We start from the raw sequence: 20,474 nt of genomic DNA, 5'->3' as shown, positions 1-20,474 counted from the left end.
CTTATTTACTGTGCGTCGTGCAACTTATCGTAGACGGTCTGCGCCAGTTTCGGCCCAAAGCCGTTGACCTCGCAAATCTCATCCACCGTGGCCGCCTTGAGCTTTTTGACGGAACCGAAATGCTTGACCAAATCCGTCCGACGTTGCGGGCCAAGCCCCGGAATTGCATCGAGCGCCGAGGATCGCATGCGCTTAGAGCGTTGTTGCCGGTGATAGGTGATGGCAAATCGGTGTGCCTCATCGCGAATTTGCTGCAGCAAAAACAGAGCCTGGGAATTGCGCGGCAAAATCACCGGTTCATCATCCCCTGGCACCCAGATTTCCTCCAAGCGCTTGGCCAGCCCCACGAGGGTGACATCGACGATGCCCAGCTCATCAAATACCTCTTGCGCCGCAGCCACCTGGGGCGCGCCGCCGTCCACGATGAAGAGCTGAGGAGGATAGGCAAAGCGGCGTCCCGCCTCGGCAGATTCCTCTGCCACCTTTTCTTCCGCAAAGGAGGATTCTTCCTTTTCCTCATCCGGGTTCGCCAATTTATCTTGGTTGTGGCGCTTAAACCGACGCCGCGTGATCTCCGCAATGGAGCCGACGTCATTGGAATGCCCATCGCCGGCTGCCTCCTTGATGCGGTAGCGCCGGTAATCGGACTTCTTCGGGATACCGTCTTCAAAAACCACCAGGGAGGCGACGACATCGGTGCCCTGGATATGCGAAATATCGGTGCACTCGATGCGCAACGGTGCTTGGTCCATCCCCAAGGCATCCTGGATATCCTGCAGCGCCGCGGACCGCGCGGTAAGGTCACCGACGCGTTTGAGCTTATGCTGGCGCAGCTGCTCCTTCGCATTCTTTTCCACGGTATCCATCAGGGAGCGTTTATCGCCCCGTTGGGGTATGCGCAGATCAACGCGCGCGCCACGCAGCTCTTCCAAGAGGGCTACTACTTGTTCGGATTCTTCCGGCATGGCTTGGACCAAAATCTCACGCGGTATGACGTGGACATGGCGCTGTTCCATGTGCGATTCCTGGTCCACGCCGCGTCGTGGCACATCCGCAGCTAAAGCCGCATCTTCACGAGCTTCTTGTTCTTCGCGCTCCACGGCATCGGAGTAAAACTGGATGAGGAAGTTTTGTACCAAGGCGGGCAAGGCCGGATCGGGTTGGCCCTCCTCGATGGGTTCAGAGGTTGCCTGGTCGCCGGCGCGTTCAACAACCCAGCCGCGCTGGCCCCGGATCCTGCCGCCGCGCACGTGAAAAATTTGGACCGCGGCTTCCAATTCATCGGAATTAAACGCAATCAGATCGGCATCGGTGCCATCAGCAAAGACAACTGCTTGCTGCTCCATGATCTTGTCGATGGCCCCAAGATCATCGCGCAACCGCGCCGCACGCTCAAATTCCAGGTTTTCGGCGGCAGCCTCCATGTCTTTAACCAGCTTGCGCCTAACACCAGCCGTATTGCCATTCATGAATGAGACCAGCTCATTGACGGTTTCGCGATGTTCTTCTTTGCTCACCCGCCCGATACAGGGCGCATCGCACTTGCCGATGTACCCCAAAAGGCACGGCCGTCCCAGCCGTTCATGCCGGTTATATACGCCTTTAGAACAGGTGCGCATGGGGAAAACGCGGGTGAGCAGGTCGAGGCTTTCCCGCACTGCCCAAGCATGAGAATAGGGGCCAAAGTACCGCACTCCCTTGCGCCGAGGACCGCGGTAGAAAAAGGCGCGCGGGACGACCTCTCCCACCGAGACGGCAAGCATGGGATACGTCTTGTCGTCGCGGTACATGACGTTAAAGTGCGGATCGAACCGCTTGATCCAGGTATATTCCAGCTGCAGCGCTTCAACTTCGCTGGCAACCACCGTCCACTCCACAGAGCTCGCGGTCAACACCATTTGCCGCGTGCGCGGGTGCAGTTGCGTGATGTCTTGGAAATAATTAGACAGGCGCGCCCGCAGGTTTTTGGCCTTGCCTACGTAAATGACGCGCCGGTTCTCATCGCGGAACTTATATACGCCCGGCTCCGTCGGAATGGTTCCCGGGGCGGGGCGATAGGTCGTTGGATCTGCCAATGCTTAATCCTGCGGCATGTATTTGGCTTCCAGATCGCGGAAGTCACGGACTTTTGTGATCACGGTGTCTTTATCGCCGGACTGTAATGCCCACACGGGGACGGCCTCAAATTCGGGCAGCTCAAGGCGGGCCATGCGCTGGCCGACGGGGAAAGACAGCCCATATATCACCTGCCACGGGTAAAAGCGCGTGCCGATGATATTGCGGACCTCTACCCCATCTTCATTGGCTCGCAGTCGCGGCCGGTTGAGCGCAATCCACGACAAGATGGAAATGACTACGCCGACACCAGGAAAGGCGAATTTATCGATGGTGGTCACGTGCGCACCGGTAAAGGAAATATCGAGCGTGACACCCATAAAGATATGGATGGCCATGACAAGAATGACCCAACCGATGGCAATCTTTCGCAAGAACGGGGACTTGGCGGTGTATTCCCACGGCTTCGACGTGGTCCGTGCGAAGGGATCCGCGCTGGTATAGGCCAATACCTCCGCATCGCTAAGGGTGCGGCGCGGTTGGGGTTCATTCGAGGCTGCGGCCTCATTCATGTGCTTTACTCCTCTGGAAGTCCTGCCTGCCTGTAAGTGGTCAGGATTTCGATTGGCCTTTTATTAATATTCTGTGTTTAGTCTACGCAATTGCAACGCGGTGTCTAAAGCCGCAATCATGGATTCTGCGCCCTTATTTTCCGCCGAGTCAGGGAATCCTGCGCGGTCGATGGCCTGCTGCTGATCATTGACCGTCAAGACCCCATTGCCAACCGGCGTCGATTCATCCAAGGAGATGCGCGTTAGGGCTTGGGTGACGGAATCGCAGACATAATCGAAGTGCGGAGTGCCGCCGCGGATGACGCAACCCAAGGCAACGACGGCGTCGAATTTCCGCGCGGCCGCCTGAACAACCACGCCCAATTCCAGGGAGCCAACGACGCGGAATTCTGCGACCTCTGCCCCATTAGCACGGCCCGTCTCCACCGCCTGCTGGTGTAACTGATCGCAGACCTCTTCGTTCCAAGTCGCGGTCACGACCGCGACGCGGAGGCCGCGCGCATCTACCTGGGCGATAGCCGGCAATCCTTCTTTACTCATTTACCTAATTCTCCTTCGTGCTGCGCGTCCCACTGTGCCACCTGCGGAAGATCGTGGCCCATGCGGTCGCGTTTGGTCCGCAGATAACGAATATTATCGGCGTTGGCGGCGATGGTAAGTGGGGTATGTTGGCTGACTTCGATGCCGAATCCGGCGAGCCCTTCCCCCTTGTGCGGGTTATTGGTCAACAGTTGTGCCGATTCCACCCCAAGGTCCTTCAGGATCTGGCCGGCCACAGAATACTCCCGGGCATCTTCTGGCAGCCCTTGTTCCAAATTGGCATCGACTGTATCCCAGCCCTCGTCCTGGAGGCGGTACGCCTGGAGCTTGTGCACCAATCCGATCCCGCGGCCTTCGTGGCCCCGCAGGTAAATGACTACCCCGCTGCCGGCTTCTTGCACCTTGCGCAGGGATTCCTGCAATTGGGGGCCGCAGTCGCACCGGCGCGAGCCAAAGACGTCACCGGTAAGGCACTCGGAATGCACGCGCACCACGACATCGCGGGCTCCACGAAGCTGCGCGGGATCCCCGGCGATTAGGGCAATATGTTCTTGGCCGTCAAGGTCATGGCGGTAACCAATCGCGGTGAATTCGCCATACTCCGTGGGCAGGCGGGTTTCCACCGCGCGCTGGGTTTGCACCTCATGGTGGCGACGCCACTCAATAAGCTGCGCGATAGAGATCAGCGCAAGGCCATGCTTATCGGCAAAGCCGCGCAGTTCCGGCCCGCGGGCCATATCCGTCGGGTCTTCTTCTGATACGACTTCACACAGCACGCCGGCGGGACGAAGGCCTGCAAGGCGCGCCAAATCGACGGCGGCTTCCGTGTGCCCATCGCGCTCTAATACTCCGCCGGGTCGCGCGCGCAGGGGGACCACGTGGCCGGGCCGGGTGAAGTCACTGGAGCGAGTCGAAGAATCAGCCAAGCGGCGGATGGTTTCCGCGCGGGAGGCCGCAGAAATTCCGGTAGAACCCGTCGCAGCATCCACGGTGACCGTATACGCGGTCTGGCGCACGTCCTGATTCTGCGCCATCATCGGCGGCAAATCGAGCCGCTGGCAATCTTCCGGCAATAATGAGGCACAGACATATCCGGAGGAATACCGCACCATAAACGCGACCAGTTCCGGGGTTGCCAGCTCCGCGGCAAAGATCAGATCCCCTTCGTTTTCCCGTCCTTCATCATCCATGACGATGACCGGCTTGCCGGCGGCAATCTCCGCAATGGCGTGATCGATGGCATCAAAATGGATGCTCTCTTCAGTCGCGAACATAACCTAGCAGTCTAGTCCTTTGCTTGAGCAATTCCGGATTCGGGGTGAAGCATCTTTTCTACATACTTCGCCAGCACATCCACCTCGAGGTTTACGATATCGCCGGGCTGAGATTCGCCGTGCGTCGTCTCCCGCAAGGTGGTGGGAATAAGGGAGACCTCAAACCAGTCGTCACCTACGGCGCTGACCGTCAAAGACGTGCCATTGACCGCAATAGAGCCCTTTTCCACGACGTACTGGGCAAGCTCGCGGGGCAAGCTAAAACGCAGCACGTCCCAATTCTCCGAATGCTCGCGCGAGACCAACCGTGCTGTGCCATCGACATGGCCCTGCATAATATGTCCACCCAGCCGCGTGGTGGGCAGTAATGCCGCCTCGACATTCACCCGCGCGCCTTCTTCCAGCTGACCGAGTCCCGTCCGGTCCAAAGATTCTCGCATCACATCGGCGCAGAAAATATCCCCATCCAATTCCGCGATGGTAAGGCACACGCCATTGATGGCAATGGAATCCCCTAAGCGCGCGTCACCCACCGTCTGCGGCGCGCGGATGCTCAACCGCAGCGCATCCGCCTGTGGCTCAAGTGCGGCCACCGTGCCTAGCTCTTGTACTAGCCCTGTAAACAATGATTCCCCTTGTATTTATCTCTAAAGTATCTAATCTTTTAACGCTCGTTCCGCGCCTCGTATTCGATGAGGACATCGGGCCCGAGGTTGGTGGTGCGCACGGTGGTAAAACGTGGGGCATCGGCAAGCGTGTGCGCCACCGCATTCGCCAGAACCCCGCGCCCCTGGCCTAGCAAAATAGGGGCAATATACGCAGCAAGCGCGTCCACAACACCGGCCTCGATGAAGCTCTGGGCTAGGCCCGCCCCACCTTCAACCAAGACGTCCCGCGCGCCGCTGGCATACAGCTCCTTCAACGCGCCCTCGATGGTGTCATATTGTTCGAATCCCAGTTGCTGCAGGTGAGAGACCTTCTCACCCGCGAACTGGAGCTCGCGCTTGCCGATGACCACCCGGCGCGGCTGGTGCTCCCGCAGGCTCCCATCGCCATTACGTGCGGTAAGCGAGGGGTTATCGGCAAGCGCGGTGCCGGTGCCGATGATGATGGCGTCGCGCCGCGCCCTATCGGCGTGGACCCACTCGCGGGCCTTAGGCCCGGTGATCCACTGGCTCGTGCCATCGGCGGCAGCGGTAAATCCGTCTAGGGTCTGCGCAAATTTCAGGGTGACATGCGGGCGTTGTAGCTTCACAGCGCGCAACCATGCAAGCACCGCGTCTTCGACGCCATCTGGTGCGGTGAGCTGGCCCACCTCAACCCCGGCTGCGGCTAAGGCCTGCGCTCCCCCGCCTGCTTGTGGTGTGGGGTCGGCATGCAGGTAGTACACGCGGGCAATTCCGGCATCGATAAGTGCGGTGGCGCAGGGACCCGTCCTGCCCGTATGTGCGCACGGCTCCAGGGTAACCACGGCCGTACCGCCGCGCGCCTTCTCGCCGGCCGCGCGCAGCGCCATGACTTCCGCGTGGGCACCGCCCACCGGCTGGGTCGCACCAATGCCCACAACGGCGCCGGTAGCAGACAAAATCACCGCACCTACCGGCGGATTCGGGCTCGTGGTACCGCGCACCGCCGCACCGGCCCGCATGGCCTCAACCAATGCTTCGGAAACGCAGGTTTCATCCATCGCGCCAGCCATTATGAACGCGTTGCAAGCGCGCGCAGTTCTTCCACCGCCTGCGCTGGATCATCGCTTTTGAATACGGCCGATCCCGCCACGAAGGAATCGCATCCGGCCTCGGCTGCCAAGGCAATCGTATCCGGATCGATGCCGCCGTCGATCTCAATGATGGTATCGAGATTCTGCTGGTCGATGCTCTCGCGCAGGGCGCGGACCTTATCCAGCATGGCGGGCATGAATTTCTGGCCGCCAAAACCTGGTTCCACGGACATGACCAGCACCTCATCGAAGTGATGTAGCTTGTCTAGCCACGGCTCGATGGGCGTATCCGGTTTGATGGAAAAGGCCGCACGCGCACCCAGGTCTCGGATCTTGTGGGCCAAGTCCACCGCGGCGACCTCATCATCTACCGCCTCCACGTGGAAAATGACAGAAGTGGCACCGGCCTTGATGTAGCTCTCCACCCATTTCGCCGGCTCCTCAATCATCAGGTGCACGTCAAGCGGCTTATCCGTGGACTTTCTCACCGTGGCCGTAATATCCGGGCCAAAGGAAAGGTTGGGGACAAAGTGGCCGTCCATGATGTCTACATGGATCCAATCAGCGTTGGAAATGGCCTCTAGTTGTTCACCCAACCGCGCGAAGTCAGCAGCCAAAATTGACGGAGAAATAAGTGGTGCAGGCATACCGTTAATTCTAGCTCCCTTCCTCATCGCCGCGCCGCAATACCGCCATGAACATGGCATCGGTGCCGTGGCGGTGCGGCCACATTTGGACAGATTTTTCTTTGCCCACATTGCCCATATCTGGGATAAATTCCCGCGCATCTAGCTCCTGTGCACCCAGCTTTTCTACCGCCTGGTCCACGATGGTGCGGGTTTCGCGCAGGTCCGGCGAACACGTGGAATACACCACGACCCCGCCCGGCCGCACGAGCTTGAGAGCAGAGGACAATAGCTCGAATTGCAATGTCGAAAGCTCGGCAATATCGGCTTCAGATTTCCGCCAGCGTGCCTCTGGACGGCGCCGCAAAGCGCCCAGCCCCGAACACGGCGCGTCCACTAAGATGCGATCGAAGCCCGAGCCCACCTGCGGGTCGCGGCCATCGGCCACATGGACGGTCACCGGCAACCCCTGCACGGTCTTTTCAATCAGTTTCGCGCGGTGCGGTGATACCTCCACCGCATCAACGTGCGCGGATTCGATGCGCGCTAAGGCCCCCATCAGGGCCGCCTTGCCGCCCGGGCCCGCGCACAGGTCGAGCCAACGTCCCTGATCAGTACCGCTGACGGGCACCTCGCAGACCGCGCGGGCGATAAGCTGTGAGCCTTCATCTTGTACCGCGGCCATTCCCTGCTGGACCGGTTCCAATTGGCCTGGGTCCCCGGAATCCATATACACCGCATAGGGCGAATAGGTACCTTCTTCATTTCCGGTAATCAGCGCCAATTCCTCGGCGGAAATTTCGCCTGGCCGCGCCACCAGGTGCACGCTCGGGCGCTCGGAATCCGCCGCTAAGGCAGCGGGCAATTCCTCGGGGTCGACAACGCGGGCAAAAGACTCCGCGATCCACGTTGGGTGCGCATGCCTAAAGGCCAGGCCTGCAATCTCGCCTTCTGGGGCCAGCCGCTTGAGCCACTCATTCGGCGGTGTGCGGGTAATGGTGCGCAAGATGCCATTGGCGAATCCCTTCGCTTTTTCTTCCCCTCCTGCCACAACGAGCCGGACGGAGGTATCTACCGCCGCGTGGGGTTCCACGCGCGTATACAGCACCTGGTAGGTACCCAGGCGCAGGGCATCGATGACCACCGGCGAGATTGACTCAAGCTCGCGCGAAGAACACCGCGCGATCACCGCATCGAGCACACCCAAGGTGCGCAGGGTGCCATAGGTAATCTCCGTGGCAAATGCGGCATCGCGGCCAGAAAGCTTCTGCTTGCGCAGTGCCTTGGGCAAGACGAGGTTGGCAAACGCATCCTCTTCACTTACCCGGCGCACCACATCGAAGGCAACGGCGCGGGCCGGATCCCCGCCCTGGTCGATGGCGGCCTGCACAAGTGAACTCCCCGCGCCTGTGTTCTTTGCGCCCGCATTCCGATTGCCTCGGTTACCTCGGTCATCGCGATTGCCACGGTTGCGCTGGTCCTGCATGCCGCGACCACGCTGGGCGGATCCACGCTGGCCTTGGCCGCGGTTCGCTTGGCCACGCTGCGCATTGCCACGCTGAGCGTTGCCTCGCTGCCCACCGCCGCGTTGGGGCGCGCCGTTCTTGCCGTGCTGTTTAGACTCCGGCGCCTTGTCGCCAGACTTACTGCGGGAGCGGAATCCACCAGTCACTGGAACCTCACCTCTGCGTTCTTTCCTAATCCACGCGCCCAATCGGCCGCATTCATCATCTTTTTGCCCGGTGGCTGAATCCTATCCAGCTGCACCGGCTGCGTCGCGGTCCCGATATACACCGCGTCCTTGCTAATCAGCGCCTCGCCAGGCTGCAGGAGCTTGTCGATGCCCTCGGTGAGGCGGACCGGGCCTACCTTGAGGCGGGCATCGTCAAGCAGCGTCCACGCGCCCGGGCCCGGGGTGTGGGCGCGGATATGCCGGTCAATGGCAAACGCTGGCTGCGCCCAGTCAATGCGGGCTGCCGCGGTAGAGATCTTCGGCGCATAGGTGGCCTCCCCATTTTGGGCCTGCGGCTCCAGCGTGCCGGCCTCGAGCCCATCCATGGTGGCTACCAGGAGATCCGCGCCGGAATACGCCAGGCGGGTGAGCAGGTCGTCCGCAGTATCTGTCCCGGTGATGGTTTCTGTGACCGTGCCGAAGACCGGGCCCGTATCCAGGCCTTCTTCGATCCGGAAGGTGGACGCGCCGGTAATATCATCGCCCGCCGCGATAGCCGCTTGCACCGGTGCCGCACCCCGCCAGGCGGGAAGAAGGGAAAAGTGCAGGTTGACCCAGCCATGGCGCGCGACATCCAAGAGATCCTTGCTAATGAGATTGCCATAGGCCACCACCGGGATGGCCTCTGGCTGCAGCTCGGCCAAGCGCTGGCGCAGGTTATCGCCATCTTCCGTACCAGGCCGCAGCGTGGCCGGGGTTAGCACCTCGATGCCGTGTTCTTGCGCCAGCGCCTTCACCGGGCTCGGGTGAAGGCTGCGGCCCCTGCCCTTCTTTGCATCGGGCCGGGTAATGACCGCTACCACTTCGTGGCTGGAGGCAAGCAATTTCTCCAATGCCACCACCGCCGGCTCTGGGGTGCCAGCAAAAATAATCCGCATACTGGATGAGTCTCCTCGAGGTCTCGGGTGAAAATTCTAGGGTACAACGACCCCGCCTGCGTTGCCGAAGCTCGCCTAGCCCGCGGTATTAAACCACTCGGCTTCGCGGATAGTACGCATGGCGGCCTTGCGGTCGGTATCACCAAGCCGGCGCAGGAATAACACCCCATCAAGGTGATCGGTTTCATGCTGAATGCACCGCGCCAAAAGGCCGGAGGCCACCATTCCCACCGGCCGGCCTTCTACATCGCGCCCAGAGACAAATACCCGATTGTGCCGCGGCGTATCGGCGCGAATCCCAGGAATGGATAGGCAGCCTTCCGGGCCAGCCTGCATGTCTTCTCCCAAAGGCGTCCACACGGGGTTAATCAGAGCCCCGCGCAACCCGGTCTGCGTATGCGAACAGTCATAGACAAAGATGCGCTTGAGTATGCCCACCTGGTTCGCCGCCAGCCCTACCCCACCTGCGGCATCCATGGTCTCCAGCATGTTTTGTGCCAAAGTGCGAAGACCAGAGTCAAAGGTAGTAACCTCTTCTGCTCGCGTACTCAGTACGGGATCCCCGTAGAGCCTGATGTCTAATTCTGCCACTGCTTCTTCCCTTCCTCATGTACTGCCTATTCGCCTAAGTTTATGCGCACTTCTAACCCACGTGAATGGGATCGACCATGATGCGTAGTGGCAATTCATGCTTCCGGGCGCTGCGCGCCGCATTAGCCTTGCGCAATGCGCGCCCAAGCTGCGACCGCGGCCCCAGCGGGGCTCGCACCACTAGACGTTGCGGTGGGCCAAAGCGGTCCGCATCGTATTCCCCGGGGAGGCTGTCCCCTGGCGGGAGCGGAACCGGGCCTAGAACCTCGGCGTGCTCTGGCAGATCCACCAACTGCTCGAAGGAATCCAAAGCGGCGTCCGCCCCGTCAATGGCGGCGAAGTGCACGGCCGGCGGAAAGCGCACCTCGCGCCGGGCACGCAATTCTTCTGCCGCGGCCGCGACCATGTCCCAACTTATGAAGTGGCGAACCACGGGAAGTTCCGGATCCGCAGCGATGATGACGCGCCCGCCCTTAAAATGCGGCCTGACCATGGTGGCCGCCTGCGCCCATTTGGCCAGGCAGTCCTCGGTGGCGCGCAAGTCTTGCCGGTTTAATAAAGTGCCCGCATCCAATAAGAGGGCCGCGCCATAGGCGCCGCCTTTCACCCGCGGCTCAGCGCCCGGGGTGGCAATCACTAATGCCGGGGCATTTTCAATTGAGCCCACAACCTTATTTCCGCCGGAGACCACAACGGATGTATTGGGAAAGGCGCGCCCCAATTCCTCCGCGGTGCGTTCAGAGCCTAAAACGATGGCGCGCAGCCGCGGCGAGCCGCACTCGGTACAGCGGTGATTGGTGGCAATGCGCCCACACCAGCGGCAGGTAGGCATGACCGCCTCCTCGCTTGAGCGCTCGGAGCTCGGAGGCAACCCCAATGGCCCGTTACAGTGGCGGCACCGCGCAGGAGAATGGCACTTTCCACAAGCCAAAATAGGCGCGTAGCCCTTGCGCGGGACCTGCACAAGCACCGGTTCACCGCGGTCGAGGGCCTGCTGTGCTGCCTGAAAGGCCGGCGCTTGCACAGAGGTCGTACCGCCCTCCAAATCCCGGGAAATGGACAGCCCGTAGGCACCAATGGCCAAAATATCGGGCCGGCGTGCCTCTATGGTTGAGGCGCTCGGTATGAGGTCGTGTGCCCACCCTGAATCCACCAATAATTGGGTTTCTGCCGTGCGCGAATGGTTGGCCGCAATGAAGCTGCAATTTTCGAAGGCAGAGCGGGTAGTAAGCACCTCCCGGGCGTGGACGTAGGGCTTGATATTGTCCACCAAGTTATCGTTACCGTCATCAAAAATAACGGCTAGCTGGAGGTTGTCCACGGGAGTAAAAGCCGCCGAGCGCGTACCAATGACTATTCGCGCCTGGCCCACCAAGGCCGAAAGGTAGCGGCGATAGCGCGCTTGCGGGCCCATACTATTGGTCAGCACCGTGATTTGTTTCGGCCCCACGACAGCGCGCAGGGCGTTTTCCAGGGCATCAACCACCTTTTGGTCTGGGACGACGATAAGTACGCCTCCCCCGCCCAAGGCAACCTTGGCCGCCAAGGCCGCCAGCGCGTCTTCCCATTCATCGCCGGGGGCGATTTGCCACGCGGCGCGGGCTAATTTCCCGCCCAAGATGGAATCAACGAACGTTTCCCCATGCTGATAGGCAGACCACCCGGATAAATCGGGCTCGCTGGCTGCACCGAGGTCTTCCCACGGGGTATCCAAATCCGCTTCCTCCGCCTTTGCATGGCGCGGCGGAATGGCAGAGCGAATGATATCGGAGCAAATCCCGCCATAGCGATCCGCCAGGGCTTCTACCAGCCGGGACAGCTGCGGTGGGTAGACCTGGAATGGCGAGATGACTCGCTCAATAAAGCGCAGCTGGCCACCGAAGTCGGAATCATGCTTGCGCTCGACGATGATCGCATCCACCAGGCGCCCATTGAACCGGATGCGTACCTTCACCCCGGCTTGGGCGCTTTCAGATTCGGCCTCATCTACCAGGTAATCAAATCCCCGATCAAGGTGAGCAACCCCTAAAAGAGGCAACACCCGCGCGACCGGTTTCCGGACGGCGGGTGTTTTCTTAGGCATAAGCCCATATTCTACAGACCAGCGGCAGCGCGCAATTCCTCCACGCGGTCCAACTGCTCCCAAGGCAGGTCAACGTCGGTGCGACCGAAGTGACCGTAGGCGGCGGTCTGGGCGTAGATAGGACGCAACAGATCCAATTCGCGGATGATGGCGGCTGGGCGAAGGTCAAAGACCTTATTGACGGCAGCTTGGATGTGCTCATCGGTCAAGTTCTGCTTCGCGGTGCCGAACGTCTCGACGTATAGGCCGACCGGCTTGGCGCGACCGATGGCGTAGGCCACCTGCACCTCTGCGCGGTCTGCCAGGCCTGCGGCGACGATATTCTTAGCCACCCAACGCATGGCGTAGGCCGCAGAGCGGTCCACCTTGCTGGGGTCCTTGCCGGAGAAAGCACCGCCGCCGTGGCGGGCCATGCCACCGTAGGTATCCACGATGATCTTGCGCCCGGTAAGGCCTGCATCGCCCATCGGGCCACCCAAAATGAAGGAGCCGGAAGGGTTGACCAAGAGGTTGGTGTCCTCGGTGTAGTACTTATCAAGGCCGGCGTCCTTGATAACCCATTCCAACACCTCGCTGCGCAGGTGGGTTTCTAGCCACTTGCTATCTACCTCAGGATCGTGCTGGGTAGAAATGACGACCGTATCCAGGTGAGACGGCTCATTGTCCTCGGTATACGCGAAGGTCACCTGGGTCTTGCCATCCGGGCGCAGGTGGTCCACAATGCCCTCTTTGCGCACCTGAGTCAGGCGGCGGGACAGGCGGTGTGCCAAGGCGATGGGCAATGGCATGTACTCCGCAGTTTCATTCGACGCGTAACCAAACATCAGGCCCTGGTCGCCGGCGCCGGCGGTGTCATTTTCTTCGTCATAATCAGCACCCTGATCGCGTGCCTCGGTGGAGGTATCCACGCCCGCACCGATTTCCTGCGACTGCTCGCCGATGGCGATATTAACGCCACAGGTATTGCCGTCGAAGCCCACATCGGAAGAGGTAAAGCCGATGGACTTCAGGGTCTCACGCACCAGAGCCGGGATTTCCACGTAGGCATTGGTGCGAACTTCGCCCACGACGTGTACTTGGCCGGTGGTAACCAGCGTTTCCACGGCGACGCGAGACTCCGGATCCTTATCTAAAAGCGCATCCAGGATGGCATCCGAAATGGCGTCACAGATCTTATCTGGGTGCCCCTCAGTAACGGACTCGCTTGTAAAAAGACGAGCTTCCACTGCAGCGTTATCAGTCACAAAAACTTCCTTTGATTATTACGTATTCGATACCGAGGCATTCTGCCCCTACCCATCATATCGCCACCCTAGACTAAGCGGTCTATAAACGCAATATTTAATTTCCCGGTTCAATCATTCCATTCACGACGCTGAGAATCTGCGCCGCGACGACCTGCTTAGATCCATGCTCTACGCGCTGCGGTTCCTCATTCCGCCGCAGGATCCACCCCTCGCTATTTTCCTGGCCAAAGGTCACACCGCGGCCAACCTCATTGGCCATCAGGACGTCGCACCCCTTGCGCGCAAACTTTTCTTGGGCATACTCCAGTGCCGAGGAATCAGCATCTCCCGTCTCGGCCGCGAAACCAACGATGACGCAATTCTCCGGCACCTCACCCTCCTCGCGGGCTGCCACGAGAGACTTCAAAATATCTGGGTTTTCCACCATCTCCAGTGCGGCAAGCACATCATCCGCTTTGCCCTTTTTCATCTTGGACTCGGCCACGTTCGCAGGCCGGTAGTCCGCGACCGCCGCGGCCATGATGACGATATCGGCATCGCGGGATTCCTCGCGCATCGCGGTTTCTAGGTCTTGCGCGGACACGATATTCCGGATTGTAGCGCCGCTCGGTACCGGCAACTCCGCCGTATTGCCGGCCACAATCGTGACATCCGCACCCTTGTGCGCGGCCACCTCTGCCAGCGCAAACCCCTGCCGCCCGGAGGAACGGTTTCCTATATAGCGAACCGGATCCAATTCCTCTTGCGTGCCACCGGCGGAGATAACAACCTTTAGCCCCGACCAGCTGTGGTCGATATGAAAGCCAGCGAGTTCGGTGCGTACGATGGCTGCGATCTGTTCTGGGTCTGGCAGCCTTCCTGCGCCCGTGTCCTTACCGGTAAGACGCCCGTGTGCCGGCTCCATGACGGTAATTCCGCGCCGGCGCAGGGTCTTTACGTTGTATTGTGTCGCTGGGTTATTCCACATCTCGGTGTGCATGGCAGGCGCCACAATGATGGGACACGTTGCCACCAGCACTGTCGCGGTCAAGAGATCATCGGCGCGTCCCGCAGCCAAACGCGCAATGAGGTCAGCCGTGGCAGGGGCGATGACCACGGCATCGGCTTGCTGCCCCACAGCTACGTGTTGCACGTCCTCTACGGCCTCGAAAACACTGGTTGAGACGGGGTTTCCGGATAATGCCTCAAATGTTGCGGCGCCGACGAAATTCAAGGCGCTTTCTGTAGGAACGACGCGGACGTTATCGCCGTGTTCTTTAAAATTGCGCACTAGGTGGCAGGCTTTATACGCGGCGATGCCACCGGCAACGCCCAGCACGATATTGCGAGGAGAATTTGAAACAGTCACATCGCACAATCGTACCGTGCAGGCATGACAAGAGCCCCGCCCGGCCACCACGTTAGTTCCACAAAAGTGAAACCATTGGGGATTAGCCGGACGGGGCTGAAATGAGGCACAAGGTGCGCACGCGAAAGCGCGCGCTACTTACTTGCCTTCCTCGTGGTCCAACAGGCCTGCGTCGATTTCGCGCAGCGCGATGGACAGTGGCTTCTCGCCGGGTTCTGGGTTAACCAGCGGGCCCACGAACTCAAAGACGCCTTCATCTTGCTCTTGGTAGTAGCTATTGATCTGGCGCGCACGCTTGGCAGCGAAAATTACCAAGGCGTACTTGGAAGAAACCTTGTCCAACAGCTCATCGATTGGCGGGTCAGTAATACCAATCGGATCATCAAATACCGGTTCCGACTTTGCGGATTCAGTGTTAGAAGGGGTGGTCACGTTAGTCACATGCACCTTTACATTGGTTGAAGATGGTCAAAGGAAGAATCTATCCTCGCAGGATATCACTAATGGCGGCGACTGCCTCATCTAGGTTTTCATTGACCACAACGTGATCAAACTCATCCTGTGCAGCTAGTTCCTCATACGCAGTGTGCAACCTACGATCGATGACGTCTTGTGGTTCGGTACCGCGACCGGTCAGGCGCTCTACCAACACCTCCCAGGAAGGAGGGGCCAGGAATACCAAGTCCGCTTCCGGAAGGGCCTTCCGGACGCTACGCGCACCGGCCAGGTCAACCTCGACGAGAACCGGGCGCCCTGCTTCCAAAGCCTCTTCTACGGGACGGGCAGGTGTTCCAGAACGCTGCAATCCGCCGTGAATATCTGCCCATTCGAGCATCTCACCGGCATCAATGCGTTCTTGAAAAGCCTCAGGGGTGACGAAGAAATAATCCACGCCGTCTTTTTCCCCGGGGCGGGGCTGGCGCGTAGTCATAGACACGCTGAAATACAGCCCCTCGACGTCATGTCGTAGACGCGACACTACGGTGGATTTACCCACTGCGGAGGGACCCGCCAACACGACGAGGCGACCGCGAGCAGTTGCGTCAGCCATGGACGTGATTATTCGTCGTCGTAACCGAAGCGCTCAAGAAGAGCACGACGCTGGCGCTCACCCAGACCGCGCAGGCGGCGGGTCTGTGCAATCTCCAGATCTTCCATGATTTCCTTGGCCTTGACCTTGCCAACCTTAGGCAGAGCCTCGAGGAGTGCAGAAACCTTGGTCTTGCCGATGATCTCATCGGTCTCAGCCTTTTCCAGCACGTCCTTTAGGTCGGTCTCGCCGCGCTTAAGCGCAGCCTTGAGCTCAGCGCGAGCCTTGCGGGCCTCAGCGGCCTTTGCGAGAGCTTCCTTACGCTGCTCATCAGTCAACTTTGGAAGGGCCACGAGTTTCCTCCGATTCATTAGATTGGTTCTATTACTTCTGGCACTGGGTACCAGACTCCGGTTGCCAAACGCGATGTAAATACCGCGGAAAGTTACCCTGAACCTTCGAGCACACCGACTTCTGATTATCCTAGCACCGCTAGTGACACGATGACGATCAACAGCCCAAATGGGCCACTCGTTTTAGCACGTCAACGCACATGCTTAGACCAAAATACCAGGTAAACGGCGCGGCCGTTAATCGACCCCGCCGCGTGTTCTAATCCCGGAATTGGTCTGCGGTATCGATCACCGCTTTGCGCAGGTCATCGACCTGAGGACCGCGCTGCAGGACGGCGCGCGAGACATTCGCAAAGCCCAGCTGCGGGCACTGAGACACAATGGCGTGCACCTGCTCGGGGCCCGCCCCCTGGGCACCGACGCCGGGAAGCAGCACCGGGCCATTAAGCGAGTCCAATCGGGGCGGATTATCCACGGTCGCGCCCACCACAACGCCGACCCTTCCAGCAACACCGGCCTCTTTCGCCGAGGCATTGAAGGCGGCGCACTCGTCCACGACCGCCTGGGCAATCGAATCCGCAGTGCCCGCGGGCACTGCCTGAATGGCGCGCGCCTCCGGATTAGAGGTAGCCGCGAGGACGAATACACCGCGGTTGTTTTCTTGCGCCGTGGCAATAGCCGCGCCCAACGCCCCAACACCGAGGTACGGCGAAAGTGTCACCGAATCAGCGCGCAGGGGCGAGGTCTCCCCTAGCCAGGCATCGCCATAGCCTTCCATGGTGGAGCCGATATCACCGCGCTTGGCATCCGCCACCGTCAGGCATCCTGCCTCGCGCAAACCGGCCAGCGTTTCTTCCAAGACCACAAAGCCTGCGGCTCCGAAGCGCTCGAAGAAAGCCACCTGCGGTTTTACCAAGGCTGCGGAATCCGCGAAGGCCTCGACGCAGCGCATGCTGAAGGTGCGCAGGCCTTCTGGTGAATTATCCAACCCCCATTGCTCTAAGAGGTACGGGTGCGGGTCGATGCCTACACACAGGCGACCTCGTTCGCGGCCGGCGTCCTCTAGGCGCTGGCCAAAGGTTTTAGTTGCGTGGTCCATGCTCAAGCTCCTGAAGTGCGCGGACCTGCAAATCACCCTGGCGCAGCGCCTCGATGCCCTGCACCGCCGCCGTCACGCCTTGAACCACCGTGACCAGCGGCAGTCCCATGTGCACCGCTGCGGCGCGGATATCGTAGCCGTCGTGGCGGGAACCGGCGGAACCTGCTGGCGTATTGAGGATCCAATCCACCTCGCCGTTAAGGATCTTGTCCACGATGGACTCTTCGCCGTCCTTGGCTTCAGAGACCTTGACGGCGACCTCACACTCGATGCCGTTGCGGCGCAGCATCTGCGCGGTACCCGCGGTAGCGATGATGTTGTAGCCCATCGTGGCCAAGCGCTGGATGGGGAAAATAAGCGTGCGCTTATCCCGGTTGGCTACGGAGACGAAGACCGTGCCCTCAATCGGTGGACGAGCAAACGCAGAGATTTCCGCCTTGGCAAAGGCCGCACCGAAGTTGGTGGCCAAGCCCATAACCTCACCGGTGGACTTCATCTCGGGCGACAGCAAGGAATCGAGTAGGCTGCCATCTGGGCGGCGGAAACGGTTGAAGGGTAAGACCGCTTCCTTGACCGCAATCGGGTGATCGAGTGGCAAGGAACCGCCATCGTAGGACGATGGAATAAGTCCTTCCTCCCGCAGTTCCGCAATGGTGGATCCCATCATGATGCGGGCGGCGGCCTTTGCTAACGGTACGCCGGTCGCCTTTGAGACGAACGGAACGGTGCGCGAGGCGCGCGGGTTGGCCTCGATGACATACAGGATGTCGTCCTTCAAGGCGAACTGGACGTTCATCAGGCCCTTCACGCCGATGCCCTCGGCCAAACGGCGCGTGGACTCGCGCACATTCTCGATGTCCTCTGGGCCCAGCGTCATTGGCGGCAGGGCACAGGAGGAGTCACCGGAGTGAACGCCAGCCTCCTCGATGTGCTCCATCACGCCGCCGAGGTAGACCTCATTGCCATCGCACAGGGCATCGACGTCGATCTCGATGGCCGAGTCCAAGAAGCGGTCCACTAGGACCGGGTGGTCTGGGGAAAGCTCGGTGGCGCGCTCGATATAGTTCTCCAACGACTGCTCATCGTAGACAATTTCCATGCCGCTGCCGCCCAACACGTAGGACGGACGAACCAGAACTGGGTAGCCGATGGAGGATGCGACCTTCCGGGCCTCCTCGAAGGAGGTGGCGGTTCCGAACTGCGGTGCGGCAAGCCCACCGGCTTCTAGAACCTTACCGAATTCACCGCGGTCCTCGGCGGAGTCGATGGCAGCAGGGCTGGTACCCACCACCGGCACGCCGGCGGCGTCAAGGCGCTCTGCCAATCCCAGCGGGGTCTGGCCGCCCAACTGCACCAGCACGCCGGCGACCTCGCCGGAGGCTGCCTCCGCGTGGTAGACCTCCATGACGTCTTCGAAGGTCAGCGGCTCGAAGTAGAGGCGGTCTGCGGTGTCATAGTCGGTCGATACCGTCTCTGGGTTGCAGTTGACCATCACGGTCTCATATCCCTTGCGGGACAGCTCAAGGGCGGCGTGCACGCAGGAGTAATCAAATTCGATGCCCTGGCCAATGCGGTTCGGGCCAGAGCCCAAGATGATGACCTTGCCCTTCGAGCCTTCCGGCGCTGGGTGCACCTCGGTTTCGGCATCGGGATCCAGCTCATAAGAGCTGTAGTGGTACGGCGTTTGTGCCTCGAACTCGCCGGCACACGTATCGACGGTCTTGAAGACGGGGCGGATGCCCATGCGCCAGCGCAGGCTACGCACGCCGTCTTCGCCGTTGAACTCGGGGCGCAGGGCGGCAATTTGGGCATCGGAAAGCCCAAAGACCTTGGCCTCGCGCAGGAGCTGCTCGGTGAGCACGGGGGCATCGACAAGCTCCTGGCGGAATTCCACCAGGCCCTCAAGCTCCGCGATGAACCATGGGTCTACGCCGGAGGCCTCGTGGACCTCATCCACCGAGGCACCGAGGCGCAGGGCCAGCTCGATATCGTACATGCGGCCCTCGGTGGGGCGCTCGAGGTCCTTGAGCACCGCCTGCACGTCGGTGGCGCGCTCGCCCGCGAAATACTCATCTGGCTTGGTCCAGAAACCGTTGGGCTTGTTTTCCAGCGAGCGCATGACCTTATTCAGGCCGGAGATGTAGTTGCGGCCAATGCCCATGGCCTCGCCCACCGATTTCATCGTGGTGGTCAAGGTGTCATCGGCGCCGGGGAATTTCTCGAAGGCAAAGCGGGGCGCCTTGACAATGACATAGTCCAAGGTCGGCTCGAAAGCCGCTTGGGTTTCGCCGGTGATGTCATTTTGTACCTCGTCCAAGGTGTAGCCAATGGCCAACTTCGCGGCCAGCTTGGCAATGGGGAAACCCGTTGCCTTGGAGGCCAGCGCCGAGGAGCGGGAGACGCGCGGGTTCATCTCGATGACGATGATGCGGCCATCATCCGGGTTCAAGGCGAACTGGATATTGCAGCCGCCAGTATCGACGCCCACCTCGCGGATGATGTCGATGCCCAAATCGCGCATCTTTTGGAACTCGCGGTCCGTCAGCGTCAGCGCCGGCGCCACGGTCACGGAGTCACCGGTGTGCACGCCCAAGGCATCGACATTTTCGATGGAGGCCACGACGACCACGTTGTCATCGCCATCGCGCATGAGCTCGAGCTCGTATTCTTTCCAGCCAAGGATGGATTCCTCGATGAGCACATTAGCCTCGGGCGAAGCTGCAAGCCCGCCGCCGGCGATGCGCTCAAGGTCCTCGTTATCGAAGGCCAAGCCGGAGCCCAAGCCACCCATGGTAAAGGACGGGCGCACCACGACGGGCAGGCCGAGCTTGTCGACGGTCTCGTGGACCTCGTCCATGTTGTGGCACACCGCCGAGCGCGCGGATTCCCCGCCTACCGAGGCCACGATGTCCTTAAACTTTTGACGGTCCTCACCGCGCTCGATGGCATCAATATCGGCGCCGATGAGTTCAATGCCGTACTTATCCAAAATGCCCTGGCGGTCCAGCTGCACCGCGGCGTTGAGCGCGGTTTGCCCACCCAAGGTAGCCAGCACGGCGTCGATGGGGTGGCCTTCCTCGGATTCCTTGACCAGGATCTTTTCGATGTATTCCGGCTCGATGGGCTCGACGTAGGTATGGTCGGCGAATTCCGGATCCGTCATGATGGTGGCCGGGTTCGAGTTCACCAGGGTCACGCGCAGGCCCTCGTCCTTGAGGACGCGGCAGGCCTGGGTTCCGGAGTAGTCGAACTCGCAGGCCTGGCCGATGACGATGGGCCCGGAGCCGATGACCAGGACGTGATTAATGTCAGTGCGCTTTGGCATA

Annotated in this window: 18 protein-coding genes; all 18 read right to left on the bottom strand. The window is 60.5% G+C overall.

Translation table 11 applies throughout. The annotated features are described in order from the left end of the window. Nucleotides 1-5 precede the first annotated feature (5 nt). On the bottom strand, nt 6-2,075 hold the full coding sequence (uvrC, locus tag HMPREF1257_RS03235; protein WP_023022460.1) for an excinuclease ABC subunit UvrC: 2,070 nt from the start codon (nt 2,073-2,075) through the stop codon (nt 6-8). A 3-nt stretch (nt 2,076-2,078) separates the two neighbouring features. Beyond that, a complete protein-coding gene (locus HMPREF1257_RS03230; RefSeq protein WP_023022462.1) occupies nt 2,079-2,627 on the bottom strand; it encodes a PH domain-containing protein in 549 nt (182 codons plus the stop codon). A gap of 63 nt (nt 2,628-2,690) precedes the next feature. Further along, on the bottom strand, nt 2,691-3,167 hold the full coding sequence (ribH, locus tag HMPREF1257_RS03225; RefSeq protein ID WP_023022464.1) for a 6,7-dimethyl-8-ribityllumazine synthase: 477 nt from the start codon (nt 3,165-3,167) through the stop codon (nt 2,691-2,693). Next, complete coding sequence (locus HMPREF1257_RS03220; RefSeq protein WP_023022465.1) at nt 3,164-4,441, bottom strand: bifunctional 3,4-dihydroxy-2-butanone-4-phosphate synthase/GTP cyclohydrolase II; 1,278 nt, start codon at nt 4,439-4,441, stop codon at nt 3,164-3,166. The genes ribH and HMPREF1257_RS03220 overlap by 4 nt, the downstream gene beginning before the upstream one ends. Nucleotides 4,442-4,452: 11 nt before the next feature. Further along, nucleotides 4,453-5,067 carry a riboflavin synthase gene (locus tag HMPREF1257_RS03215; protein WP_023022467.1) on the bottom strand — a complete coding sequence of 205 codons (615 nt, stop codon included), beginning with the start codon at nt 5,065-5,067 and terminating at the stop codon, nt 4,453-4,455. 38 nt (nt 5,068-5,105) lie between these two features. Further along, nucleotides 5,106-6,140, bottom strand: a complete 1,035-nt coding sequence (gene ribD / locus HMPREF1257_RS03210; protein WP_023022468.1) for a bifunctional diaminohydroxyphosphoribosylaminopyrimidine deaminase/5-amino-6-(5-phosphoribosylamino)uracil reductase RibD — start codon at nt 6,138-6,140, stop codon at nt 5,106-5,108. Continuing rightward, nucleotides 6,140-6,808, bottom strand: a complete 669-nt coding sequence (gene rpe, locus HMPREF1257_RS03205; RefSeq protein WP_023022470.1) for a ribulose-phosphate 3-epimerase — start codon at nt 6,806-6,808, stop codon at nt 6,140-6,142. Before rpe ends, ribD begins: the two co-directional genes overlap by 1 nt. Before the next feature lie 10 nt (nt 6,809-6,818). Then, a complete protein-coding gene (locus tag HMPREF1257_RS03200) occupies nt 6,819-8,459 on the bottom strand; it encodes an RsmB/NOP family class I SAM-dependent RNA methyltransferase (protein ID WP_023022472.1) in 1,641 nt (546 codons plus the stop codon). Further along, nucleotides 8,456-9,397: a methionyl-tRNA formyltransferase gene (gene fmt / locus HMPREF1257_RS03195; RefSeq protein WP_023022474.1), complete on the bottom strand. Its 942-nt coding sequence runs from the start codon at nt 9,395-9,397 to the stop codon at nt 8,456-8,458. Before fmt ends, HMPREF1257_RS03200 begins: the two co-directional genes overlap by 4 nt. Nucleotides 9,398-9,472: 75 nt before the next feature. After that, entirely contained in the window at nt 9,473-9,988 is a 516-nt protein-coding gene (gene def / locus HMPREF1257_RS03190) for a peptide deformylase (RefSeq protein ID WP_023022476.1), read from the bottom strand. Nucleotides 9,989-10,040: 52 nt separating this feature from the next. After that, nucleotides 10,041-12,071 carry a primosomal protein N' gene (locus HMPREF1257_RS03185; RefSeq protein WP_023031200.1) on the bottom strand — a complete coding sequence of 677 codons (2,031 nt, stop codon included), beginning with the start codon at nt 12,069-12,071 and terminating at the stop codon, nt 10,041-10,043. An 11-nt stretch (nt 12,072-12,082) separates the two neighbouring features. Beyond that, the gene (gene metK / locus HMPREF1257_RS03180; protein WP_023022480.1) at nt 12,083-13,315 is read right to left on the bottom strand and encodes a methionine adenosyltransferase; all 1,233 of its coding nucleotides are present in this window, start codon (nt 13,313-13,315) and stop codon (nt 12,083-12,085) included. A gap of 97 nt (nt 13,316-13,412) precedes the next feature. After that, nucleotides 13,413-14,666: a bifunctional phosphopantothenoylcysteine decarboxylase/phosphopantothenate--cysteine ligase CoaBC gene (gene coaBC, locus HMPREF1257_RS03175; RefSeq protein ID WP_034659147.1), complete on the bottom strand. Its 1,254-nt coding sequence runs from the start codon at nt 14,664-14,666 to the stop codon at nt 13,413-13,415. 138 nt (nt 14,667-14,804) lie between these two features. Continuing rightward, a complete protein-coding gene (gene rpoZ, locus HMPREF1257_RS03170) occupies nt 14,805-15,107 on the bottom strand; it encodes a DNA-directed RNA polymerase subunit omega (protein ID WP_005279075.1) in 303 nt (100 codons plus the stop codon). Nucleotides 15,108-15,147: 40 nt separating this feature from the next. Next, complete coding sequence (gmk, locus tag HMPREF1257_RS03165) at nt 15,148-15,717, bottom strand: guanylate kinase (protein WP_023022483.1); 570 nt, start codon at nt 15,715-15,717, stop codon at nt 15,148-15,150. Nucleotides 15,718-15,725: 8 nt separating this feature from the next. After that, nucleotides 15,726-16,049, bottom strand: coding sequence for an integration host factor, actinobacterial type (mihF, locus tag HMPREF1257_RS03160; protein ID WP_023017443.1), 324 nt, complete (start codon nt 16,047-16,049; stop codon nt 15,726-15,728). A gap of 259 nt (nt 16,050-16,308) precedes the next feature. After that, complete coding sequence (pyrF, locus tag HMPREF1257_RS03155) at nt 16,309-17,148, bottom strand: orotidine-5'-phosphate decarboxylase (RefSeq protein WP_023022486.1); 840 nt, start codon at nt 17,146-17,148, stop codon at nt 16,309-16,311. Next, on the bottom strand, nt 17,132-20,473 hold the full coding sequence (gene carB / locus HMPREF1257_RS03150; RefSeq protein ID WP_023022488.1) for a carbamoyl-phosphate synthase large subunit: 3,342 nt from the start codon (nt 20,471-20,473) through the stop codon (nt 17,132-17,134). Before carB ends, pyrF begins: the two co-directional genes overlap by 17 nt. Nucleotide 20,474: the final 1 nt, after the last annotated feature.

The sequence above is a fragment of the Corynebacterium sp. KPL1814 genome, assembly GCF_000478175.1.
Taxonomy (GTDB): Bacteria; Actinomycetota; Actinomycetes; order Mycobacteriales; family Mycobacteriaceae; genus Corynebacterium.
The sequence above is the reverse complement of the archived record's forward strand: the minus strand, read 5'-3'. Positions and strand labels throughout refer to the sequence as shown.

Coding starts and splice junctions, on each gene's coding strand:
- HMPREF1257_RS03230 (WP_023022462.1), bottom strand. CDS start 2,627: ATGAATGAGGCCGCAGCCTCGAATGAACCCCAACCGCGCCGCACCCTT.
- ribH (WP_023022464.1), bottom strand. CDS start 3,167: ATGAGTAAAGAAGGATTGCCGGCTATCGCCCAGGTAGATGCGCGCGGC.
- HMPREF1257_RS03220 (WP_023022465.1), bottom strand. CDS start 4,441: ATGTTCGCGACTGAAGAGAGCATCCATTTTGATGCCATCGATCACGCC.
- ribD (WP_023022468.1), bottom strand. CDS start 6,140: ATGGCTGGCGCGATGGATGAAACCTGCGTTTCCGAAGCATTGGTTGAG.
- rpe (WP_023022470.1), bottom strand. CDS start 6,808: ATGCCTGCACCACTTATTTCTCCGTCAATTTTGGCTGCTGACTTCGCG.
- fmt (WP_023022474.1), bottom strand. CDS start 9,397: ATGCGGATTATTTTTGCTGGCACCCCAGAGCCGGCGGTGGTGGCATTG.
- HMPREF1257_RS03185 (WP_023031200.1), bottom strand. CDS start 12,071: ATGCCTAAGAAAACACCCGCCGTCCGGAAACCGGTCGCGCGGGTGTTG.
- gmk (WP_023022483.1), bottom strand. CDS start 15,717: ATGGCTGACGCAACTGCTCGCGGTCGCCTCGTCGTGTTGGCGGGTCCC.
- pyrF (WP_023022486.1), bottom strand. CDS start 17,148: ATGGACCACGCAACTAAAACCTTTGGCCAGCGCCTAGAGGACGCCGGC.
- carB (WP_023022488.1), bottom strand. CDS start 20,473: ATGCCAAAGCGCACTGACATTAATCACGTCCTGGTCATCGGCTCCGGG.